We start from the raw sequence: 23695 nt of genomic DNA, 5'->3' as shown, positions 1-23695 counted from the left end.
GCAATATGCTGTGGTTACCTAATGAGATGGTAATTTAAAGAGGGAATGAAAACTATTTGTTATCAGATGGTTACATACCCTAAGCAATGACCAGAATCTGCGGAAAAGTCCTACGTTAACTCCGCAACCGAGCAGCAAGGATCTGCTTTCGACGCCAATCATCGTCGGTTACTCACCTTTTCTGGTTACCCCACCGCCTTCGGGCACTTCCCACCTTGCGTTGTCACGCTGATTTCGTTGACGCCGCTCCTCGTCCGCCTGGTCGATTCTCGACTGGGGCCGGTTCACGGTTTCGCGATGGTGAAGAAATAGTGCTGTGTACAGCAGCACGATGGATGCTCCCACCAGTCAGGCTCCCAATGCCTGGCTTTTCACACTTAATGTGGCTTACGGGGCGGAGTATCAGCGCGGGGGTCTGCTTTTTGCCCTGATGCCACATGGCTCGCCGCGCACCTCTGTACATTTCTTTAACCACCAGGAGATTATTGTGAGTAACAAACAGGTAGGAAAGGGGCGGAGATCTTCCCCGAAAATGAATCCCAAGTGTCAGAAAAACTATGGCAAGGGCGATAGCGTGGGCTACGCGGCCAATGTTGCCCTCGACGACTTCTATACCCGAGCGAGCCATTTCAGCACACGCGCGACTCACAAGCAGCGAGTCAAAACGTTTGCAAAATACTGCAAGCAACAAAAAATGCGTGATGTTCGGAACATCGACAAACCATTTGTGTTGCAGTTCGGTATCTATGTCAAAGGTCGGCTCGAACGCGAACACAAGTGGCCGGATGGGAGCGTTGATAAGCCCGTCAGCATCGCTTACGCCCACAACCTGATCAGCACTGTAAACATCCTGATGCGAGCTTTTCGCGGTGATGACCAGCTGAAAATTTCCGGACAAGAAGTGTTGGGTGTTTGCAGAAAAGGGCTTCGGACGCGTGAAGTCCAAGCGGATGTTGTTGACATGCAACATGCGGCAAACCTTGCTATCGCGGCAGGGTTTGAACGAGGTGCCGCTGTGATGATGCTAGCCCGCGCCTGGGGCATGCGGGTACGAGAAGCAATTTTGCAGGATCTTGACCGAATGCAGCGCGAAATTCTCGCTACAGGTGAAGCCGCCATCCTCGAAGGGTGCAAAGGCGGCCGCAAGTGCAAGAATCGCACAATCAAAATTAACGAGTTTCGACAAGCGGCTCTGGGTTATGCCATCGAAGTTCGACCTCAGGGTTCAAAGAACCTGCTGTCTGAAACCGACACAGTAAAGCGGTTTCTGCTGCGAGAGCTAAACCCGTGCAGGCCACTGTTGAAGGACTCTGGTGTGCCGACATTCCACGAACTGCGGGCCGGTTTTGCTCAGGATATCTACGAGGAAATTCTTCAGGGGCCCAGCCCTCTGAAGCAACCAATCCGCGACAAGATCATGGATAGGATCGCTCGTGACGAGGTGGCCCGCCAGCTTGGCCATGGTCGTCGCGCTGTTGCCGGGGCTTATGTGGGAGGGGTGCGAAATGCAGCTTGATCATATTTTGGCTCGGATCGATTTTGGCAAACTGAGGCCGACGGAGCGCACTCGATACATTAATCGTATCGATGGCATTTCAGCCGTCATCGAGGAGCGCTTTCCTCATGTGCGGCGGCCAGAGCAGATTCAACTCAAACACGCCCAGTACTATCGGAATATCTGGTTGCCAGCCTATTCATCATCAGAGCGCACGCAGGGTGAGCACATGCGCGCTTTGGGGTTGCTTGTGAGGGCACTTGGACGGAACGAAAGTTGGCTAGGGAAACTAGGGCTCAAGAATCCTTCATCGACGGGTGGGAGGCCAACACAGATCAAGATTCGAAAGTCTAGAAACTACTACAGGTGATTGGCCGGTGCAGTTTTGCCCAGATAACAGTGAGTGTCTGGTTGCTATTAAAAGCTTGGGAATTGTTACAGTGGTGGTAAGCCTAGTAAGAAAATGTAGCTTTGGCCTTAATGTGCATATTCCGGCCCATCATGAACACCCATTCCGGATCAACGTGAACACCTATTCTGGTTTAACGTGAACAGTCATTCCGGCTGAAGATGAACACTTTTCGGTGGTTTTCCGGAATCGGTGTTCACATTCCCGGAACCGGTGTTCACGTTAAACCGGAATCTTTCTTAACGCATTGTTTATTCAACCGTTTGCTACTCTGGTTCCTTTTTTTGGGGTCCAGAGTCATGGCAGCAAAGAGAATGCCAATGCGCAAAATCAGAGAAGTCCTTCGCCTGAGGCTGGAAGCCGGGCTTTCGATCCGGCAGATCAGCGCCGGCACTAAGACCAGTGTCGGAGCCATACAGAAGCTCCTTTCTCAGGCTAACGCCTTAGAGATTACTTGGCCGTTGCCGGAGGATCTGGACGATGGCCGCTTGGCGGCCATGTTCTATCCGGGCTCAGATCCCACCTCATCATCACGTTATCAAGTGCCTGACTGGACAACGGTTTATCAGGAACTCAAGCGTAAAACTGTCACCAAGCAGTTGCTGTGGGAGGAGTACACTGCCCGGTACCCCAACCAGTGTTACAGCTACTCACAATACTGCGATCGCTACCGCCACTGGCTGAAGCAGCAAAAGCGCTCCATGCGTCAGACTCACAAGGCCGGTGAAAAATGCTTCATTGATTACTGTGGCCCCACGGTCCCCATCATCAACCCGCAAACCGGCGAGATCCGCACGGCTCAGGTGTTTGTCGCCGTACTGGGTGCCTCCAATTACACCTATGCAGAAGCCACCTGGACTCAGGAGTTGCAGAACTGGCTGTTGAGTCACGTGCGCACGTTTGAGTTTTTTGGCGGTGTTCCGGAGATGGTGGTACCGGACAATCTTCGCAGCGGTGTCAACAAAGCCTGTCGGTACGATCCGGACCTGAACCCCAGTTACCAGCAACTGGCGGCGCACTATCAGGTCGCAGTGATGCCAGCAAGGCCCTACAAGCCCAAAGACAAATCCAAGGCGGAAGTGGGCGTGCAGATCGTTGAGCGCTGGATACTGGCCCGGTTGCGTCACCACACCTTCTTCACTCTGGCGGATCTGAATCAGTGCATCCGATCACTGTTGGAAGACCTGAACAGCCGACCGTTCAAGCGTCTGCCGGGTAACCGTCAGGACGCCTTCAAGACGCTGGATCAGCCCGCCCTGAGAGCGTTACCGGAACACCCCTATGAGTACATCGACATCCGGCGCTGCCGAGTTAATATCGATTACCACATCGAGTTCAGCCAACACCATTACTCGGTACCGCACCAGTATGTGGGTGAGCGAGTGGAGATCCATGCGAGTGAACGTCTGGTGCAGATCTACTTCCGCCAACGGCAGATCGCCAGCCACCCTCGCAGCCATCAGTTCGGTATCACCACCGAGCCAGGGCACATGCCCACCCGCCACCGAAAGCAACAACAGTGGACGCCCGGACGCCTCAAGAACTGGGCCCGTGACATCGGGCCAGACACCCTAATCTGGGTCAGTGACCGGTTGGATGAACGGGAGCATCCGGAACAGGCCTACCGGGTCTGTCTCGGGCTGCTCAATCTGAGTAAGGCCTACCCCGGTTCACGCCTGAACGCCAGTTGCCGTATCGCCAACCGCGAAGGCCTGAACCGCCTGAAACACATCAAAGCCATTCTCCAGAGCAACCGCGACAAGCTGCCGGAACAACTGCCCCTGCACACAGAGCTGCCCCAGCACCACGAGAACATCCGTGGTCCGAAGAGCTTCCACTAGGAGACACCACCATGAGTACGATCAAAACCCTGACACAACTAAGAGACTTGAAACTGGGCGGCATGGCTGCCGCCCTGGAACATCAACAAAACCAGCCGGGCACCTATGACGAGCTGTCGTTCACTGAACGGCTGGAGCTGTTACTCGATCGGGAGTGCCAGACCCGGGAGCACCGGAAACAGGATCGCCTGGTTCGTCAGGCCCGCTTCAAGCTCCGGGCTTCGGTTCAGGACATCGATTACCAGCACCGGCGTAACCTCAAAAAGGCCCAAGTGGCGCAGTTGGCCCAGACCGACTGGCTGGAGCGAGGACAGAACCTGCTGATCACCGGCCCCTGCGGCAGCGGCAAGACGTATCTGGGCTGTGCCATCGGTCATCAAGCCTGTCTGAACGGTCTCAGCGCCCGGTACTACCGAATCTCCCGGCTAATGCTGGCACTGACACAAGCTAAAGCCGATGGCACTTACCAGAAAACCCTGAACCAGTTGAGCAAAATAAACCTGTTGATCCTGGACGACTGGGGGCTGGAAGCCCTGAGCCCGGCGCACCGAAACGACCTGATGGAGATCATGGATGACCGGCATGGCACTCAGTCGACCATGATCATCAGCCAATTGCCCACCGATCAGTGGTACGCCGCCATCGGTGACAACACCTTGGCCGATGCCATTCTGGATCGGCTGATGCATAACGCCCATCGCTGGGTTCTGAATGGAGAATCCATGAGAAAACGACTTCAGGAAATTGACTGAACGTGAACACCCGGGGTACAAACCCCGGTGGGTAATGCGTTAAGAGAAAAGGTGTTCACGTTCAGCCGGAATGAGTGTTCACGTTCGCCGGAATACGCACTTAATGCCGCTTTTTTCCTTTATAGTGCGATAAAAATCAGCTTGCCTATAACCAAGGAACTTATCTATGCGGGTTGCCTTTTGTTCAACGCTAGTGCTTCTTCTACTCTCTGGCTGCGCAAGCACATCTGCAATCGACCAGCCCTACTCCTATGACCCGGATCAAAGCCGGGCCTTGAACCTGGCTCACTCAGTTGGTTTAGATGAGTTAGACGATACCGTAGTCTCAAAAAACCAGCTGTCAGATGGAATAGGCGGCGCTGTCACCCTGGGACTGGACACTGCCTCATTCATGAGCCCGAGTGGCCTGAACCTAAATTTCGGCCCTGCTTTGGGGGCGGGTTTGCTCATGTCTATGGCAGAGCCAAAAGCTCAGATAAAGCGTGATTCGATTATTGCGTGGGTTCCAGAGGCAAAGGTGCCAGACACCGGGCAGGGGACAGCAGAAGGTCGGGTTCTACGATGGCTATCTGATTCGCTGGCTTCGGCAACTATTGATGCGATGGACGAATTGAATATAGAGCACGAAGTTAAAAACCAACATCGGGATTTCGGCCTGCCGTTCATGTTTTCAGATTACCTTACTGAAATCAAAGGCTTAACGGCAAGTGGCATTGAGTGTAAGGGCTATTTTAGAGTAAAAGAGGGCAGCGTCTCTGAGCGTATGCCTCTGCCGGCATTTCTACCTGTTTCAGGTTATGGATACAAAGTCTATGCGGGTGACGATCGACGTTATCCCGCTGGGTTTGCAGCTTGCTTTGGTAAGGGCGTTTCTGAGCTGAATCAGAAGTTTCAGGCATTGGTAAGTGAAAAGCTGCCACCAACAGTGTTCATGTATAAGCCGCCAGCAAATCTCGGTGAACGCGGCGTGAGGCCTCCATATATTCTGGATCAGGGAAAGCAGCTTTTGTTTGTCAAAATCAAAGAAGATGAACAATCAGGTGATTATTGACGGAAAATAAGTTGGCTAGAGCAACGCCCTGAATGACTTGCGCCCACCCTCGGTGTTGGATCGCGGATGGGCAGCGCCTCAGTCAGTGGATCGTTTGGGCAGCTTCCAACATGACGTGTCCGCCCGTATCGAAGTCCATGGTGGCGTAGAAGCGGTCTGGATTTCCTGCGTTGCAGTAAATATCAGCAGTAATCCAGTCGTCGCCGCGGCGCATCTGTACGGTGAGGTTCATTTCCTCACAGCCAAATTGGCGGGTGAGCTCAGTTGCCAGGTGTTCGAGGTGATTAACAAATTCCGTGGTCCAGCTCCTATGTTAAAACCAAACATTAGTTTTAATGCCACCCAATTGATCTACAACCGACTTGGCCGGTTTTGGTTTAGACGAAGATCCGAAAAACATCGTGTCGTCGCTAAAAATTTCCAAGTTTTCAGTGATAACTGCCTTTTCATCATCCGAACAAATAACCTCAAGTGTAACCCGTGCTTTTTTAAAACCGTCGATCGTCCACGCGATGACGAGAGCATCCCGAAGATGTTCACTGATATAGATATTTTCGTTAGTCATAACAATCCTGTAGAACAAGAGGCTTAAGTTTCGACCGGTCTAGTTCCAAGATACACGAATTCGCTTTTCTACCTAATCAATAAAAAACACGTTAAAAGGTGAATATGAGCACCACCTTTTAACGTGTCGTACTATCTGGTAATTACAAATACTGCCGACCCATTTCCCGATGCATTTCATTAAATGCCATTGGGATTCTCTCCGTCGATTTAAGACGATCGCCCGAATGAGTCGCTTCACTCAGGGACATCAATGAATCTCCAAGCAGATCCCATGCAATACGCATTTGGCCCATGCTCTCGCCATGTTGATATCGGCGCCTAACTCCCATTGGCCGGTGATTTTGGCATGCATCAATAATATCCGGTGCCACACCAAGCATTTGCATTTCAGTTGCGGCCGTACGCCTCAGATCGTGAACCGTCCAGTGGCCATCCGGCAAAATCAAAGTCGAGTGGTTTTTAGTCCGGCCCTTTTTAGGTGATGCGTTGAAATCACGCTGCCTTTCACAAACAGCCTTGCTCAGCACTTTTGGGATCATATGAGGCCGTTTTTTCGATTTCCCGGGCATCATCCAATCAGTGTGGCCAGTAAGCTTATAGAGCTCGGCAAACCATTTTTTTGAATATTCTGACAAATGGATGATGATCGGGTCTTCATTCTTTGAGTTTTCACCGGGGATAAACCAGGTACTATTCTCGAAATTCAGGTGGCTCCACCGACCTTTGAACAATTCAATACCCCGGCACCCCGTTCCGAGAAGGATATGAACAGAGCATTGCAGGTTCAGCGATAAGCCGGATTCTGGCAATAAATCGTAGAGCTCTTCCAGCTCGTCCCCTTTTGTCCTTGTCGCACACAGGACTCTGCTTCTTATTCTGTCTTTCCCGCCAACATCAGCTTTCTCGATGCAATCTAAAACAGAGTACGCAATGAATTCCCGTTTGACGCCAAGCCGAAACATGGCCTTCGTATATGACAGCACCGTGTTGGCCATTGAGTTGTGACCCGCGTCGAGAATAGGGTCAACGGCCGCAAAAAAGTGTTGGCGGGTGAATTCTTTTATTGGAATTTCCCCGAAACGATCAAGCAAGTGATTCTGTAAGATCGTCATGGCGTGGATGCCACCATCTTTGTGTCCACTCACCTCATTTGCCAGCTTGGTCGCATAAACAGCAGCGACATCATTGATGGTTCTCAACGCTTGCCGCTCGGCAATTTCACGCAGGTGTTCGGCCTTGCGCTGTTCTGCCAGCTTCTTCTTTTCTTCCTGGGGGTCTTCTCCTTGTCGAATGCGGACTCGCCAGGCTTCCGCTAGTTCTCGGGCTGCGCGGGTTTTCAACCCATCGCAAAAGGCGCCTAAGGAGTTTTTCCGCCCGACCCACTGACCTGACCCCACCTGCACGGTATACCTCAGGTGCCAGACCTTTTTGCCACCGGGGGTTACGCGCAACGTCAGACCAGTGACCGTTGAGTCCTGAATGTAAATATCCTTCTGGCCGGGGGTCACTTTCCGAATGTACTTATCTGCTGAATCAGCGCTTCGAGGAAGCACTTCTTTGTTTCTTACCGCCATTTCCAAACTCCGCAATCGTTAGTTTTAGAGAACTCTGGGTACATGCTGGGGACAGGTTTTGGTCTGGGTACATGCTGGGTACATGTAAACCGCTATGTCATAGCCTGCGCTTGCTCAGCACTCAGATATCCTATAAAATTTCATTAAAAACATATAGTTAATGGGAATAAACGGAACGGTAATGGACGTAAATGAACTGAAATGAACGACTAAAATATTTTATTCGGGACGAAGGGGTCGCAGGTTCGAATCCTGCCACGCCGACCATTTTCCCGCTTTTCTAGTCTTGCCCCACAGTACACAACCCTATGTAACACCTCGATTTCTGTATTTTTAGTAAGTCTGCTAATGTTCCTGCGTAAGACGATTGCGGAGGGATACAGTGAACAAAACCACGGAGTTCAAATCCGGCAATTTTTCGTTTCTGTCGGAACACGATGACGTATTCGTGGAGCTGGCCGAATCCGCCGAGCGTGCCTTTGCCAGCGACCCCAACACCACCCTGATCAAACTCCGCCAACTCGGCGAAGCCCTGGCCCAGCACCTGGCTGTACTTTCCGGTATCGGGTTTGACGAACAAACCAGCCAGTCTGAACTGCTGTACCGCCTGAACCGCGAATTGCGCCTGGAACCACAGATCAAAGAGCTGTTCCACATCCTGCGCATTGAAGGCAACAAAGCTACCCACCAGTTCCGCACCCAACATAAAGAAGCGATGGACGGGCTGAAAGTAGCAAGGGCTCTGACCATCTGGTTTCACCGATCTTTTGGTAAAACCGGTGCCAGCTTCAAACCTGGCCCTTTTGTCCCGCCAGCTGATCCCAGTGCCCAACTACGGCAGCTCCAAAGCGACATTGAAAAACTCCGCCACGACTTGCAGCACGCCAGCATGGAGCTCGACAGCAGCCAGCAGCTCAGCCAGCTGATCGAAAAAGAGAAGGCCGAGTACGAAGCTCTGGCGCTGGCTATGGATGAAGAATCCCGCACTCTGGCCAAACAAGCCAGCCAGCACGAACAGGCACTGGTGCAGCAACAACTGGCTTACGAGAGCAAGATCAAAGCCCTGCAAAAACAGCTAACCGAGCAGGGCGAGCAAAACCTTAACCAGCAGCGCCAGAAAGTAGCCAGGCAAACCAAAGCCGCCACAGAGACTCTGGTACTGAGCGAAGAGCTCACCCGCATTCTGATCGACCAACAGTTGATCGAAGCCGGCTGGGAAGCCGACAGCCAGGAAATAACCTACCAGAAAGGCGCCCGCCCTGAGAAAGGCAGCTACCGCGCTATTGCAGAATGGCCCACTAGCCAGAACGGTGAAAAGGGCCGGGCAGATTACGTTCTGTTTGTGGGGCTCACACCCATCGCAGTGGTGGAAGCGAAAAAAGAAAACACCAACGTAGCCGGCAAAATCCGCCAAGCCGAACGCTACAGCAAAGGTTTCAAAGTAGATGCCCCATTGGTCGGCGCCTGGGAACTTACCGGCAGAACCATCGCCTGGCCAGCGGATGAAAACGGCCATTACCTTGTGCCCTTCGTCTACTCCTGTAACGGTCGCCCTTACGTACCGCAGCTGGCGGAACAATCCGGCACCTGGTTCCGGGATGTACGTGAGCCCAGCAATATCCGCCGGGCACTGCCGCAGTTCCATACCCCCGGCGGCCTGTTGGATCTGCTGGAAAGGGATAAAGAAAACGCCGAGAAACTATTAAAAGAAGAGCCCTTTGGCTACCTGAAACTTCGCGACTATCAACAGAACGCCATCATCGCCACTGAACACGCACTGGCGCAGGGTGTGCGCACCGCATTGTTGGCCATGGCGACCGGCACAGGTAAAACCCGCACCATCATCGGGTTGATGTACCGGTTTCTGAAAGCCGAGCGCTTCCACCGCATTCTGTTCCTGGTGGACCGCACCGCACTGGGCCAGCAGGCCATTGATGCTTTCAACGAAGCACCGCTGGAGCAGAACCACACCCTCAGCAAGATCTACAACCTGGCCGAGCTGGGCGACATGGCCGCCGAAGCGGAAACCCGCATTCAGGTCGCTACCGTGCAGGCCATGGTCAAACGCATTTTCATGAGCGACAACAAGCCGCCCATTGACCAGTTTGACTGCATCATCATCGACGAAGCCCACCGGGGCTATACCCTGGACCAGGAAATGACCGAAGGTGAGCTGGCCATTCGAGACACCAGCCAGTACCTCTCCAGCTACCGCCGGGTACTGGATTACTTCGACGCCGTGAAAATCGGCCTCACCGCCACCCCGGCCAAACACACCAGCGAGATTTTTGGCAAACCCGTTTACACCTACTCTTACCGGGAAGCGGTGGCAGACGACTGGCTGATCGACCACGAACCGCCCATCCGTTATGAAACCCTGCTCACCCGGAACGGCATTACCTTCGAGAAGGGCAAACCGGTAGAAGCCATCAACACCCAGACCGGGGAAGTGGACACCACCGAACTGGAAGACGAGCTTAACTTTGAAGTGGATGCCTTCAACCGCCGGGTGATCAACGAGAACTTCAACCACGTGATCTGCGAACAGCTGGTGCAGGAACTGGACCCGTTTGGCGACGAAAAGACCATGATCTTCTGCGCCACCGACCTGCACGCAGATATGGTTAAACGGCTGCTGGATGATGCCTTCAAAGACCTCTACAACGGCCAGTACAACGAGGCCGCCGTCGCCAAGATCACCGGCCAGAGCGACAAAGTGGCTCAGCTTATTCGCCGCTACAAGAACGAACGCTACCCCAACATCGCCATTACCGTAGACCTGCTTACTACCGGCATCGACGTTCCCCCTATCTGTAACCTCGTCTTCATGCGCCGGATTCGATCGCGCATCCTTTACGAACAGATGATCGGCCGCGCTACCCGCCGGTGCGATGAAATTGGCAAGACCGTGTTCCGCATTTATGACCCGGTGGATATATACGCCGCCCTGCAAGACGTGAACACCATGAAGCCTCTGGTGAAAGACCCCAACATCACCCTGGAGCAACTGGTGGATGAACTCACCAACGACGAGAAACTGGAAAAGGCCCTCAACAGCCCCGGCGAGCTGCCGAGCGAAAGCCAGGCCGATGCAGTGCTCAGCCAACTCAGCCAGAAACTCATGCGGGTACTGCGCAAGGCCGACAACAAAGCCGAAAATCGCCCGGCCCTGAAGCAAAAGCTGGACGAGCTGCACCAGAGCTGGGGCGTGGAACCCAAATCCCTGCATCAACACCTGCACAAACTTGGCCCGCGCCAGGCCTCGGAGTTCATCAAACAGCACAGCGGCCTGTTGAACCAGTTGGCGGAAGTGAAATCCCTGGTGGGCAGCGAGTACATGCCACTGATTTCCGAGCACGAAGACGAGATCCGCGACCGCACCCAAAGCTACGGCGTACACGCCAAACCCGAAGACTACCTGGACAGCTTCAACGAATTCATCAAACAGCAACTCAACCAGTCTGCAGCCCTGGCGGTAGTGGTCAACAAACCCCGCGATCTCACCAGGGATCAGCTACGGGAGGTGAAGCTTCTGTTAGACAACCACGGCTACTCGGAAGCCAGCCTGCAAAGCGCCGTGCGCAACCAGACCAACAAAGACATAGCCGCCAGCATCATCGGCTATATCCGCCGCGCCGCTTTAGGTGAAGCGCTGATTCCCTTTGAAGAGCGCGTAGCCAAAGCCATGGACAGCATCTACACCCAGCACCCATGGACCCCAAACCAGCGCAAATGGCTGGAACGCCTGGCCAAACAGCTGGTGCACGAAGTCATCATCGACCGGCAGTTTGTGAACCACCGCTTTGCCGACGATGGCGGTGCTAAGCAGATGGATAAAGTTCTGGGGGAGCAGTTGGATACGGTGCTGGAGGGGCTGAATGAGGCGATGTGGCCAAATGTTGGATAGTACGCACTTGATATGCCGCCGCCAAACGAGCAGAATCAACAAAATAACGTTGAACTGAGCAATATATGATAAAAAACCTGAGCTTCAAAAATTTCTACAGCTTCGCCGACGAAACTGTTATCGATTTTGGCTTGGGCAAAAAGCCCACCCCCTCCGGTTATGACATTGAAATAGAGGGCGAACGCTATAACAAAGCCATTGCTGTGGTTGGGGCGAACGGCTCGGGCAAAACCCAGTTTCTTAAACCACTGGCGTTTTTGCGCTGGTTCGCTTGCGATTCCTTTCTTGGATCAGCTCCAGATCAGGCAATTCCTTTCTTCCCGCACCAGCTGAAAGGCTATGAAAGCAGTTTTTTTGAGCTGGAATTCATGCTCAAGGGTGTTGATTACCGTTACCAGCTGGAACTGACTACCGAAGCAGTCGTGTCCGAGGCTCTGTACGAAAAGACCAGCTCCCAGTTCAGTTATCTGTTTAAGCGAGAGAAAACAGCAAAGGGCTACAGCTTCAAGCAAAAAGGCTTTCCATTTTCCAAAGTTCAGGCTGAAAAACTGCGTAGCAACGCCTCCCTCCTGGCTGCAGCACATAGCTATGACGTAGCCGAAGCGCAGCCTTTTATTGAGTTTTTCAACCGCATTGAATCCAATATAGTCAGTTCCGGGCGGCGTCATTTTCAGCAAGGCGCGGTCATAGACGTCGCTGAAAAATTTCAGCAAGCACCTGCTTTGCTAGAGAAAATGTCCGATGCCATGAGTCAATTCGATCTCGGCCTGAACAGCGTCGAGATACGCAAGCTGGTAGGCCACGACGACACAGGTAAGGAAGAGCAGATATTTGTCCCCTTCGGAATGCACAGCACCAGCGATGGACAACGCTTTGAGTTGCCGTTTTTCGAGGAGTCCAGCGGCACCCAGTCGGCCTTTGTATTGCTTGGCCCGATACTGAACACTCTTCAAAAAGGCGGCATTGCCGTTATCGATGAACTCGACAACGACCTTCACCCGCATCTGGTTCCACACCTGCTCGAATGGTTTGAGTTTGACCATAGCAACCCTCATCAGGCGCAACTGATCTTTACCTGCCACACACCGGAGGTGCTGAACCTGCTGCAAAAACATCAGGTGTATCTCGTTGAAAAGCGTGATCAGAACAGCGAAGCCTGGCGTCTTGACGACATGACCGGCCTGCGGGCCGACGACAACCTGTATGCCAAATACATGGCCGGAGCCCTTGGCGCCACCCCGGAGCTGTAATTCATCATGGCAAGGAAACGCACACGCCGGAGCGCAAATCGGCAAGCCAGTAAAACAACTCTGCTGATCGTAGGTGAAGGCCCTGACGATCAGGCTTTTATCAAGCATATGCATCAACAGTATCAAGCTGACAACACCGGCGTTAAACCATTCATCGAAAAGCAATCCGGCGGTTCGCCGGGCAATATCATTACCAATGCCATCAGAAAGTATGGGCATCTGCCATTCGACCAGCGATATATTGTTCTTGATTCTGATATTCCAATCACCCAACAGGAACGCGACCGAGCCAGAAGGCATGGCTACCGCATCCTTTTGTGGGCGCCAGTGTGCCTGGAGGGCGCATTGCTGGATGTACTAGGTGAAAAAGTTCACGAAGGGGACGCTGCGGAATTATTGAAAAAGCGGCTTCACCCGCTTTTGAACGGCCACCATACCGATAGCAAAGCCTATGGAAACTGCTTCCCCAGAGTCGTTATCGAAAAAGCTACCAATGAATCAGTAGTCGCCGTAAGAAAAGCTCTCGTACAGGAACCTTCCTGAGCCAGCGTTATCTTTATGGCATCGACACAGATTGAATCTATGTCGATTTTTCCACGTTTTTTCGACATAGCCCCATTCATATGTATAGAAAACAGGGTTTTCTATACATATGAATGGCAAAGCACAAAAATTTCGCCATTTTCTATATAAGTGGCGCTCATAGAAACGACGCGCCCATCGAAGGATCACCCATGACCAACAACGACATCGTCCAGAAACTCTGGAACCTCTGCGACGTTCTGCGGGACGACGGCATCAACTACTCGGATTATGTAACCGAACTGGTATTGCTGCTGTTCATAAAAATGGTGCACGAGAACACCGAAGCCGGCACCTTGAAAAAGCATCCGCTGCCGGAGGGCTGCCGTTGGACCGATCTGAACGGCAAATCTGGCATCAACCTGCTGAACGACTACAAACGCATTCTGCTCAGCCTCTCCACCGGCAAAGACGGCGATGGCACGCTGGTACACGACGATCCGCTGATCAGCGCCATCTACGCCGATGCCCAGACCCGCCTGCGCGAGCCGCGTCACCTGGAGCAGATGATCAAAACTCTGGACCAGATTGACTGGTTCAGCGCCCAGAAAGACGGCCTGGGGGATTTATACGAAGGCCTGCTGGAGAAGAACGCCAACGAAACCAAATCCGGCGCCGGCCAGTACTTCACACCCCGTGCGCTGATCAACACCATGGTGCACTGCCTGCAACCACAACCCGGCGAGCGTATACAGGACCCATCCGCCGGCACGGCGGGCTTTCTGATTGCCGCCCACGAATACATCAAAAGCCAGACCGATGACCTGTACGAATTAAGCGACAAAGACAAAACCTTCCAGACCACTCAGGCCTACACAGGCATAGAACTGGTGCCCGGCACCCGCCGCCTGGCCCTGATGAACTGCCTGCTGCATGGCATGGAAGGGGGTAGCGAAGGTGTCGTTCAGCTGGGTAACGCCCTGGGCCAGACCGGCGCAAGCCTGGAAAAGGCCGATGTAATCCTCGCCAACCCGCCCTTCGGCACCAGCAAAGGCGGCGATGCCAGCATCACCCGCGACGACCTCACCTACAAAACCAGCAACAAACAGCTGGCGTTCCTTCAGCATATCTACCGCAACCTGAAACCCGGTGGCCGTGCGGCGGTGGTACTGCCAGACAACGTGCTGTTTGAAGCCGGCGTTGGCACCGATGTGCGCCGGGACTTGATGAACAAGTGCAACCTGCACACCATCCTGCGCCTGCCTACTGGCATCTTTTACGCTCAGGGCGTAAAAACCAACGTACTCTTCTTTACCAAGGGCAGCGCCACGGACAAGCATCAGGAAGAAAACTGCACTGAAAACGTCTGGGTCTACGACCTGCGAACCAACATGCCCAGCTTCGGCAAACGCACGCCTTTCGGCGACCAGCACCTGAAACCCTTTGAAGCCGTCTTTTCTCCCTCTCCCCTCGCGGGAGAGGGCCGGGGAGAGGGGGCAGCAGGCAACTCCCACCCCACAAACCGCACCGAAGGCGAATACAGCTTCCACTCCGACAAGATCGAACTGCCGGAAGAAGCTGAAGAAAACCAAGGCATAGACCCAAGATTAGCCCACAGCCGCTGGCGCAGCTTCAGCCGCCAATGGATTGCCGAACATAAGGGCGACTCACTGGATATTGCCTGGTTGAAGGACAGCGACAGTGTGGATGCGGCCAACTTGCCGGAACCGAGTGTGTTGGCGGGTGAAGCCATGGGAGAACTCGTGCAGGCGATGGGGGAGTTGGATGCGTTGATGCGGGAATTGGGGGCCGAGGAGGAGGCTGAAGGGGCTCGAGTTTTGCTGAAAGAAGTACTAGGAGAGGTGGGTTCATGAAAGAACTCGAATCTGCCACGCCCCCTTGGGCCACAACTACGCTGGGTGACCTGAGTGAAGTTAAAAGTGGTGTGGGCTTTCCCAAAAAATACCAGGGCCAAAGCTACGGTGATTATCCTGTGTACAAAGTGGGGGATGTCTCGCGAGCCGTGACCCAAGGCCAAGGACTGCTCAACGCAGCCAATCACTACGTAACAAGGGAAGAGGCAGGAGCGCTGAAGGGGGTGATTTTTCGCGCCGGATCAACTCTGTTCGCAAAAATTGGGGAAGCGGTTAAGTTAAACCGTCGAGCCTTCGTCATGCGCCCAGGCCTCGCAGACAACAATGTCATGGCCGTTATCCCATTGTTAAACGAGTCGAATAAATATCTACATTATTTTCTGCGCACAGTCGATCTTTCCGATGTTTCACGGTCAACAACAGTGCCTTCGGTACGAAAGGGCGACATAGAAGAGCTTATAATCCCGCTGCCCCCTCTCGCCGAACAAAAAGTCATCGCCAACAAACTCGACACCCTGCTGGCCCAGGTGGAAAACACCAAAGCCCGCCTCGAACGCATCCCGCAAATCCTCAAACGCTTCCGCCAGTCCGTACTGGCTGCGGCGGTGAGTAGGCGGTTGACGGAGGATGGAGACGTTGGCGATGGAAATTGGCTACCAACAAAGCTTGCCAACCTATGCGTCACAGCTTTCGATGGGCCTTTTGGGTCAAAATTGAAATCGTCGGATTACACAGATGGAGGTGTCGGTGTCGTAAGGCTTGAGAACATCAGACACCTCAGATTTGACCAATCAAAGGAGACATTTATCAGCGAGGATAAATACCTGACGCTGATAAAAAATAAGCTTGAGAAGAATGACATACTGTTCTCCTCCTTCGTGGACGAAGAAGTTCGCGCCTGTCTTTTTCCATTCGAGGCACGTCGTTTCATAAACAAAGCAGATTGCTTCTGTTTACGAATCGATCAGGAAAAAGCGTTACCTGAGTTTGTTTTGTATCTGCTGACTTCACAAATTTCCTATGCTCAGATTAAAGAGCACGTACAGGGTGTCACCAGGCCCAGAGTCAATTTAAAAATATTGAAATCGTTAGAGTTTCCTGTACCGCCACTTCAAGTGCAGGCGAGAGTTGTCGGCAAGGTAGACCAACTCTTCGCCCACGCCAACCGCATCGAGCAACAGGTCAACAAGGCTCTGGCCCGCGTCAACAACCTAACCCAGTCCATCCTGGCCAAAGCGTTCCGGGGCGAGCTCACCGAGCAATGGCGCAAGGATAACCCGGAGCTGATCAGCGGGGAGAACAGTGCGGAGGCGTTACTAGAAAAGATCAAGGCGGAGCGGGAAGCGGTTCAACAGCCGAAGCGCAGCAAGCGCAAGGCATGAGCAGCGCAACTCGTTTCTGGCGGGGTTCACGTTCGGCGTACAAACCCGGTATTCTGCAGTTTAATACGTTGCGACTGACGACAAATTCCTTCCACTTTCATTGAGGCAACACCCATGGCTATAGAGCGCATTTCAACCAACAGCCGCATGAGCAAAATCGTAAAGCACAATGGCACGGCCTATCTGTGTGGACAGGTTGCCAAGGACAGGGACGGCGACATTCGCACTCAGGTAACCGGCATGCTGGAAAAAGTGGATGAGCTTCTGGAGAGCATTGGTTCCAGCCGGAGCAAGATTCTGTCCGCGACGATTTACCTTGCAGATATGGCCGACTTCAAAGCTTTAAATGAGGTATGGGATAACTGGGTACCCGAAGGGGAAGCGCCAGCACGAGCCTGTGTGCAGGCCCAGATGGCGTCTCCGGAGTTGCTGGTAGAAATCTCGGTAGTTGCGGCCTGTTAAACGGCCAGGTGCCGGCGGAACAAAGCCAGCGACGCACTGAAAAACACCACGCCGATACCTATCAGCGCCAGCATTTGCGGCCATACCACGTCCAGTCCTGCGCCCCGATACAGAATAGCCTGAGCCATGCTCACGAAATGTGTAGTGGGTGCCGCCAGCATAATATTCTGCACCAGGTCCGGCATGCTTTCTCTTGGCGTAATGCCACCAGAGAGCAATTGCAGCGGCAGAATGGTGAGGATCAGCAGCAGGCCAAACTGCGGCATGGTGCGGGCCACTGTGCCAATCAGGATACCGATCGCGGTGGTGGAAAACAGGTGAATCAGCGCACCCGTCAGGAACAGCAAAACTGAGCCCCGTACAGGTACTGCGAGGAACCCCTGAATTACGAGAGTAATAGAAAGGGTCGCCGCCAGCATGACCACCAGGCCATTTGCCCACACCTTGGCCGCCATAATCTCGAAGGGCCGTACTGGCATCACCATCAGGTGCTCCACCGTGCCATGTTCGCGCTCCCGAATCAGCGCGGCACCGGTCAGGATAATGCTGATCAGGGTAATCTGGGTAATCAGCTCCATCACACCACCAAACCAGGTGCCGTCAAGATTTGGATTAAAGCTGACCCGGGTAACCAGTTCTACCGGAAGCGAGCTTGCAGAGCTTCCTGTCTCCAGGTATTCCGCCACTTCTGTGGTAATGATCTGCTCAATGTAGCTGGCGCCGATAAACGCCTGTGTCATTCGTGTGGCGTCAATATCCAGCTGCAGGCTGGAGACTTTTCCGCTGCGTACGTCCCGCTCAAAGCCCTCCGGAATGACCAGGGCGAAGGTATGAGTTCCCTGGTCCAGAAGTTCGTCAATCTGATCAAAGCGAATGAGGTCCGGTTTCAGAAACCAGGGCTCTTGCAGCGAGTTTATAACGTGGCCAGACAGTGCCGTCTGATCTTCATCCACGACCGCCACAGGCGCATTATGCAGCTCCATGGAGCCGGCAGAGCCAGCGGTATAGATAATCAAAGTGAAAGCCATCAACACAAAGACCAGCAGAACCTTATCGTGCCAAACGCTGCGCAGCTCTTTAACACCCAGGTTCCATATAGTTCCGAGCGATTCCATCATCAGCGCCCCTGTTTCCGGAGTAAGGCCACGGACAAAAACGTGAGTACAGGAATGAACGCCGCCAGTATCAGGAAGGCATGTTGCAGGTCATCAAAGGTCAGCCCCTTGGTAAACACCCCCCGAGAAATCTCCAGAAACCAGGTGGCGGGCCAGAACTGGCCAATAATCGCGGCACCGCCTTCCAAAGCAGATACGGGTTCGGTCAGACCGGAGAACTGAACCGTCGGCAAGATGGTAATAATGGCGGTAGCCGCCAAAGCAGCAATCTGGGTAGATGCAAAGGCCGAGATCACCTGGCCCAGGCCCGTCGTAACAGTAACAAAGAGCAGCGCGCTCAGTGTCAGTGTCATCACACTGCCCTTGATAGGCACATCAAACAGGAAGACTGCCAGCAAAACGAGGCTCACATAGCTCACCATACTGAACCCGATGTAGGGCAGCTGTTTACCCAGCAGGAACTCCAGCCGGGTTACCGGGGTTACGTAAAGGTTGGTGATGGAGCCCAACTCTTTCTCCCTTACAATGCCCAAAGCCATCAGAATCGCCGGAATAAAGATCAGCAGAATAGGGATAACCGCGGGCACCATGGCATCCAGGCTTCGGAACTCCTGATTGTACCGGTAGCGGGTTTTTATGGAGACCTGGCTCAGGGTAGGCACAGAGCCATAAGTGCGCAGGATCAGGTCCTCAAAATAGCTTAAATGCAGGCCCTGAATGTATCCGAGAATGGTCTCGCCACGAAACGGCATGGCGCCATCTATCCAGACAGCTATCTCTGTGGGCCGACCACGTTTGAGATCCTTGCCAAACCCAGGCGGGAAGGCGAGCGCCAGGCTGAGTTCGCCGGATATCATGCGTTGTTCCAGCTCTTCCATGGTTGCAATCGAAGGTTGCTCCACGAAATACCGGGAGCCTGAAACCGCCGTGATGTAATCCTGGCTCTCCGGGCTCTGGTCCTGGTCCAGTACCGCGAAAGAGAGGTCTTCCACGTCCAGGGTAATGCCGTAGCCAAGAATCATCATGAGCATTGCTGAGCCAATAAAGGCAAACGCCATTCGGATAGGGTCGCGCAGCAGCTCCCGGGACTCACGGCGGGCATAGGCCAGAAGTCGCCTCGGGCTGAAGGCTCTGTCACGCTGCGGCGGTGAGCTATCCGCACTCAGAACCTTGCCATCACCGCGGCTCTGCGGCTCTTTATCGACAGCCTCGAGGGTCTTCATGAATGCGGTTTCAAGGCTGTCAGCCCCAGCGTCACGAACCAGAGCAGCTGGCGTATCACAGGCCAGGACTTCGCCAGCATGCATCAGGGAAATCCGGTCGCAACGCTCACCTTCGTTCATGAAGTGGGTGGAGATAAAAATGGTTACGCCATCTTCCCTGGACAATTTCAGCAACAGTGCCCAAAAGCGGTTGCGAGCGCCAGGGTCCACGCCAGAGGTGGGCTCATCAAGAATCAGCACTTCCGGCGAATGCACCACCGCCACGGCCAGGGACAAACGCTGGCGTACCCCCAGAGGCAGGTCGCCGGCAAACTGCTCCATCACCTCGGCGAGGCCAAATTGCTCAGTGAGCTCAGTCACCCTGGCTTCAATAGTGTCTGCCGGCAGGTGAAAGAGGCGAGCGTGTAACTCCAGGTTCTGGCGCACGGTCAACTCGCTATAGAGCGAGAACGACTGGGACATATAACCCACGCGCTGGCGGGTAGCCAGGTCTCGGGCATCCAGTGGTGATCCGAACAGGGAAACCTCGCCTTCAGAAGGCGTCAGCAGGCCTGTGAGCATTTTCATGGTTGTGGTCTTACCGCAACCGTTGGAGCCCAGGAAGCCAAAGATCTCGCCCTTCGGGATGGTAAAACTGACGTTTTTCACCGCCGTAAAATCGCCAAAGCGCAGAGTAAGATTGTGAGCCTCTATGGCCGGTGCATCACCACCCTGAGCAATCGCGCCTTTTGCCGAAGGGGCGTAGTCTTCACCTCCGGATACAAACTCCTGGCGATCATCTGGCAACAGGGCAATAAATGCATCATCCAGGGTTTCTGTGCCCGTTTTCTGCTTCAACGCAGCAGGGGAACCCGTCGCCAGAATGGCGCCTGCGTCCATTGCAACCAGCCAGTCGTAGCGCTCGGCTTCTTCCATATAGGCCGTGGCCACCAGCACACTCATGGATGGCTGCTGACGGCGAATCGTGTCAATCAGATCCCAGAAGCGCTGGCGTGAAAGCGGGTCCACCCCGGTGGTGGGCTCATCAAGAATCAGCAGCTCCGGGTTGTGGATAAGCGCACAGCACAGGCCCAGCTTCTGCTTCATGCCTCCGGAAAGCTTCCCCGCAGGCCGGTTGCGGAAATCCAGCAGCCCGGTGGCATCCAGTAAACGGTCAACCTGTTCGGTTCGGGCCGCACCGGTCAGGCCAAACAGATCGGCAAAAAAACCGATGTTCTCGTCGACCGTCAGGGTATGGTAAAGGTTGCCTCCAAGGCCTTGGGGCATGTAGGCAATGCGCGGTGACACCTCTCTTCGAAACCGGGAACTGGCCATGTCGCCACCCAGCACCTGCAACTTGCCCTGTTGCAGTTTGCGGGCGCCGGCCACCAGCCCCAGGAGTGTGGACTTACCCACGCCATCCGGGCCAATCAATCCGACCATGCAACCGGCTGGAACGTTCAGGTTGATGTCTTGCAAAGCCACACGAGCGCCATAATCGTGGCTGAGGGCCTCCAACCTGGCTACGCCCGCCTCAGCATCCATACCCGTGTTCTGCATCTCAGCCATTGGGCAAGGTCACCTGCAGCTTTTCTGGCCAGGGCTTGCTTTCATCAAGGCGCACATAGGCGTCACCCGGAACACCGGTTTTTACCCTGTCGCGATAGGCTTTCAGCAGTTCCGCATCGATGCGAATGCGTACTCTGAACATGAGTTTTTCCCGCTCACTGCGGGTTTCCACCGCCTTGGGCGTGAACTGGGCTTCGGCAGCAACAAAGCTCACTTCCGCCGGCACCACGAAATCGGGCAGGGCATCCAGAATAATACGTGCTTCAGACCCGACCCTGACTTTACCGGCCTGAGCCGTGGGCAGGAACACAGTCATATACACGTCGGTAACATCCAGTATGGTGGCAACTTTGCCGCCGGCCGCCAGTACTTCACCGGGCTCCGCAAGCCGATAGAGCACACGCCCACCAATCGGGCTTTCAAGTTGGCTGTCATCAATAGTGGTTTCAATTTGTCGGATACTGGCCTGAGCAGCGGCAATACCCGCCTGCGCCGAAGCAACCTGAACGTTAGAAGCCTGCAACGCCGCTTCGGCGGTTTCTGCAGCGGTGCTCGCCTGGTCAAGTTGCTCACGGGAAACATGGCCTTTTTCAACCAGAGATTCGAAACGACTCAATTCTGCACGAGCCAAACGCCGTTCGCTTTCCCGCTGCTTCACAACAGCTTCAGCCAGGCGCTTGCCTTCTATGGCCTGGCTCAGATTGGCCTGGGCAGCCGCCAGAGTCGCGTCCAGTTCATCCGTATCCATAGCGGCTACCGCTGTGCCTGCCTCAATCAGATCCCCTTCGGCCACGAAAATGCTCTCCAACCGACCCGGAATCCGGGTAGCAACGTCCACCTGGGTCGCCTCGATACGACCATTGCCTGAAACAACATGCTCAGGCAGTTCATCGCCATCAGGAAGAAACTGCCAGCCCACGATCGCAAGCAGTGCAATCATGGCCAAGGCGACCATGAGTTTCATATAGGGTCTTGAGTTTGAGCTGGACATTCATCTTCCCCGGTGCGGTTTTGGGCTTGCGAACCCATCTCGAAGTGAACATCAGTATATTACTGGCCGCTTTCCGATGACTGACACGTATCAAAGGCGTGCAGAATACTCAGAGCAAAGATTCAATAGGCAAAAACGAGAACAAAGAAACCAGCATCCGCTTGATAACCCCGGTTCCAGGATCGTGGCTGTGCCGAATCACTTCTTCGCCATTACGCTCAATCCACTGTAAATCGCCGTCCTCGTCCAGAACCAGTTCGTAAGCCGTAATACGCACCTGCTCCTCAAACCGTGCTTCCATCATCTGAGTCAGCTCCGGGCTCTCAATAACAAAACCCAACTCTGTATTGATGTGAACCGATCTGGGGTCGAAATTGAACGAACCGACAAAGAGACTTTCGCCATCTACGGCAAAGGTTTTGGCGTGCAGGCTGGAGGACGAACTGCCCATCAGGCTTCTCTGCAGATCGCTTTCTACAGGCTCGCCGCCGGGTAGTTTTCGCAGTTCAAACAATTGCACACCCGCTTCCAGAAGCGGTTTGCGGTATTTCGCATAACCGGCGTGCACCATGGCCACGTCGTTAGCTTCGAGTGAGTTGGTCAGTACCCGCACCTGCACACCATTACTTTGCAGATTACGGAACATCTCAACGCCGGTTTTGGTGGGAATAAAGTAGGGCGAAACCAGGGTTACCAGGCGTTTGGGGCTGCCAATGGCTTCTGCCAGCTGTCGGCTTAGCAACCCTTTCTCCGGGTTTTCCCCCAGTACCTTGGCAGGGTCGTCGCTAACCATGTAAACCGGTGCCCAGGTGAACTCCAGGTTGCCCTCCAGCAGCTTTTTCAGAAACTCCGAATCTTCCACTACACAAACGTATTTGCTGGCTTCCGAGGTGGCGCTGCATTCTCTGGAGGTCTTCACAACGCGGGCCAGATTTTCCTCGCCGGAGTCCGGCAAGATGGTCGCAGCAGGGTATGCCGAGGCGCTTGACCAGTAAGCATCAAAGTCGTCGGAAAGTTCATTCACGACAGGGCCAATCGCTAATAGATCAAGGTCTGCAAAAAGCGCTCCCTGGCCAGCCCCGAAGTATTCGTCGGCAACATTGCGCCCGCCAATAATTGCAGCCTGGTTATCCGCTGTGAAGGATTTGTTGTGCATGCGGTGGTTCAACCGCGAGAAGTCGGTGAGATAGCCGATCCACTTAGGGTTGCGCACAACGAACGGATTGAACAACCGGATTTCAATATCGGGGTGGGTGTCCAGTGCTGCCAGCGCTTCATCAAGCCCGGAGATACCGTTGTCATCCAGCAGGAGGCGAACCCGAACACCCCGCTCGGCCGCACGGTAGAGTGCATTCAACAGCATCGTGCCGGTGATGTCGTATTGCCAGATGTAATACTGGACATCCAGTGTGGCGTCAGCGCCTTCTGCTAACAACGCACGGGCAGCGAAGGCATCGTGGGCGTTTTCAAGCATCACAACTCCACTCTCGCCCGGATGCAATTCAATCAGCGGAGTAACCGCGCTTCCAAGGCGGGTATCCACAGTTTCTCCGGCAGGCACCGACACACTCTCAATACGGTCGGTTATTGGGGGCAGTGCGCACCCGTTTGTCGTCAGCAATACGGCGATTGCGAATAACAAGCCTGGGTAATGCCAAGTGGGCCGGTTCGACAATTGAATGACTCCCTGTTAACAAAAGATTAAGTCTAGCAGCTATCTCGCCACTATTTT

18 protein-coding genes are annotated in these 23695 nt (G+C 54.0%); 10 read left to right on the top strand and 8 right to left on the bottom strand.

Annotated elements, in window-relative coordinates:
* Positions 1-168: 168 nt before the first annotated feature.
* On the bottom strand, positions 169-345 hold the full coding sequence (locus ACN0RL_RS10620; protein WP_417516497.1) for a hypothetical protein: 177 nt from the start codon (positions 343-345) through the stop codon (positions 169-171).
* Positions 346-487: 142 nt separating this feature from the next.
* Here ACN0RL_RS10620 and ACN0RL_RS10615 point away from each other — a divergent pair, with 142 nt between their 5' ends.
* The 4 genes from ACN0RL_RS10615 (at position 488) to ACN0RL_RS10600 (ending at position 5548) form a co-directional block, all read left to right on the top strand.
* Complete coding sequence (locus tag ACN0RL_RS10615; protein WP_417516495.1) at positions 488-1516, top strand: integrase domain-containing protein; 1029 nt, start codon at positions 488-490, stop codon at positions 1514-1516.
* A gap of 687 nt (positions 1517-2203) precedes the next feature.
* Entirely contained in the window at positions 2204-3745 is a 1542-nt protein-coding gene (gene istA, locus ACN0RL_RS10610) for an IS21 family transposase (RefSeq protein ID WP_417516493.1), read from the top strand.
* 11 nt (positions 3746-3756) lie between these two features.
* Positions 3757-4497, top strand: a complete 741-nt coding sequence (istB, locus tag ACN0RL_RS10605; RefSeq protein WP_417516491.1) for an IS21-like element helper ATPase IstB — start codon at positions 3757-3759, stop codon at positions 4495-4497.
* Positions 4498-4663: 166 nt separating this feature from the next.
* A complete protein-coding gene (locus ACN0RL_RS10600) occupies positions 4664-5548 on the top strand; it encodes a hypothetical protein (protein WP_417516489.1) in 885 nt (294 codons plus the stop codon).
* An 82-nt stretch (positions 5549-5630) separates the two neighbouring features.
* On the opposite strand, the gene ACN0RL_RS10595 is transcribed toward ACN0RL_RS10600, so the two are convergent.
* The 3 genes from ACN0RL_RS10595 to ACN0RL_RS10585 all read right to left on the bottom strand — a co-directional run bounded on the left by ACN0RL_RS10595 (position 5631) and on the right by ACN0RL_RS10585 (position 7689).
* Positions 5631-5780 (bottom strand): hypothetical protein, encoded by a 150-nt coding sequence (locus ACN0RL_RS10595; protein ID WP_417516487.1) that lies wholly within the window; start codon positions 5778-5780, stop codon positions 5631-5633.
* A gap of 81 nt (positions 5781-5861) precedes the next feature.
* The gene (locus tag ACN0RL_RS10590) at positions 5862-6113 is read right to left on the bottom strand and encodes a hypothetical protein (RefSeq protein WP_417516485.1); all 252 of its coding nucleotides are present in this window, start codon (positions 6111-6113) and stop codon (positions 5862-5864) included.
* Positions 6114-6255: 142 nt separating this feature from the next.
* Positions 6256-7689 carry a tyrosine-type recombinase/integrase gene (locus tag ACN0RL_RS10585; protein WP_417516483.1) on the bottom strand — a complete coding sequence of 478 codons (1434 nt, stop codon included), beginning with the start codon at positions 7687-7689 and terminating at the stop codon, positions 6256-6258.
* Between the two features lie 382 nt (positions 7690-8071).
* On the opposite strand from ACN0RL_RS10585, the gene hsdR reads away from it, so the two are divergent.
* The 6 genes from hsdR (at position 8072) to ACN0RL_RS10555 (ending at position 17086) form a co-directional block, all read left to right on the top strand.
* Positions 8072-11596, top strand: a complete 3525-nt coding sequence (hsdR, locus tag ACN0RL_RS10580; RefSeq protein ID WP_417516481.1) for a type I restriction-modification system endonuclease — start codon at positions 8072-8074, stop codon at positions 11594-11596.
* A 65-nt stretch (positions 11597-11661) separates the two neighbouring features.
* The gene (locus ACN0RL_RS10575) at positions 11662-12846 is read left to right on the top strand and encodes an AAA family ATPase (RefSeq protein ID WP_417516479.1); all 1185 of its coding nucleotides are present in this window, start codon (positions 11662-11664) and stop codon (positions 12844-12846) included.
* Positions 12847-12852: 6 nt separating this feature from the next.
* A complete protein-coding gene (locus tag ACN0RL_RS10570) occupies positions 12853-13389 on the top strand; it encodes a hypothetical protein (protein ID WP_417516477.1) in 537 nt (178 codons plus the stop codon).
* A 191-nt stretch (positions 13390-13580) separates the two neighbouring features.
* Positions 13581-15242 (top strand): N-6 DNA methylase, encoded by a 1662-nt coding sequence (locus tag ACN0RL_RS10565; RefSeq protein ID WP_417516475.1) that lies wholly within the window; start codon positions 13581-13583, stop codon positions 15240-15242.
* The gene (locus tag ACN0RL_RS10560) at positions 15239-16624 is read left to right on the top strand and encodes a restriction endonuclease subunit S (protein ID WP_417516473.1); all 1386 of its coding nucleotides are present in this window, start codon (positions 15239-15241) and stop codon (positions 16622-16624) included. Before ACN0RL_RS10565 ends, ACN0RL_RS10560 begins: the two co-directional genes overlap by 4 nt.
* A gap of 114 nt (positions 16625-16738) precedes the next feature.
* Entirely contained in the window at positions 16739-17086 is a 348-nt protein-coding gene (locus ACN0RL_RS10555; RefSeq protein WP_417516471.1) for a RidA family protein, read from the top strand.
* Here the strand turns inward: ACN0RL_RS10555 and ACN0RL_RS10550 are convergent.
* From ACN0RL_RS10550 to ACN0RL_RS10535, 4 genes are all read right to left on the bottom strand, one after another.
* The gene (locus tag ACN0RL_RS10550) at positions 17083-18201 is read right to left on the bottom strand and encodes an ABC transporter permease (RefSeq protein WP_417516534.1); all 1119 of its coding nucleotides are present in this window, start codon (positions 18199-18201) and stop codon (positions 17083-17085) included. The two genes, ACN0RL_RS10555 and ACN0RL_RS10550, sit on opposite strands and share 4 nt — an antisense overlap.
* 2 nt (positions 18202-18203) lie before the next feature.
* The gene (rbbA, locus tag ACN0RL_RS10545; RefSeq protein ID WP_417516469.1) at positions 18204-20972 is read right to left on the bottom strand and encodes a ribosome-associated ATPase/putative transporter RbbA; all 2769 of its coding nucleotides are present in this window, start codon (positions 20970-20972) and stop codon (positions 18204-18206) included.
* Positions 20965-21936: an HlyD family secretion protein gene (locus ACN0RL_RS10540; protein ID WP_417516467.1), complete on the bottom strand. Its 972-nt coding sequence runs from the start codon at positions 21934-21936 to the stop codon at positions 20965-20967. The genes rbbA and ACN0RL_RS10540 overlap by 8 nt, the downstream gene beginning before the upstream one ends.
* A 136-nt stretch (positions 21937-22072) precedes the next feature.
* Complete coding sequence (locus ACN0RL_RS10535) at positions 22073-23506, bottom strand: phospholipase D family protein (protein WP_417516465.1); 1434 nt, start codon at positions 23504-23506, stop codon at positions 22073-22075.
* Positions 23507-23695: the final 189 nt, after the last annotated feature.

Origin of the sequence: Marinobacter sp. (assembly GCF_048259445.1) — a bacterium.
Taxonomy (GTDB): Bacteria; Pseudomonadota; Gammaproteobacteria; order Pseudomonadales; family Oleiphilaceae; genus Marinobacter.
Note: the sequence above shows the minus strand (reverse complement) of the source record. Positions and strands in the feature narration are given on the sequence as shown.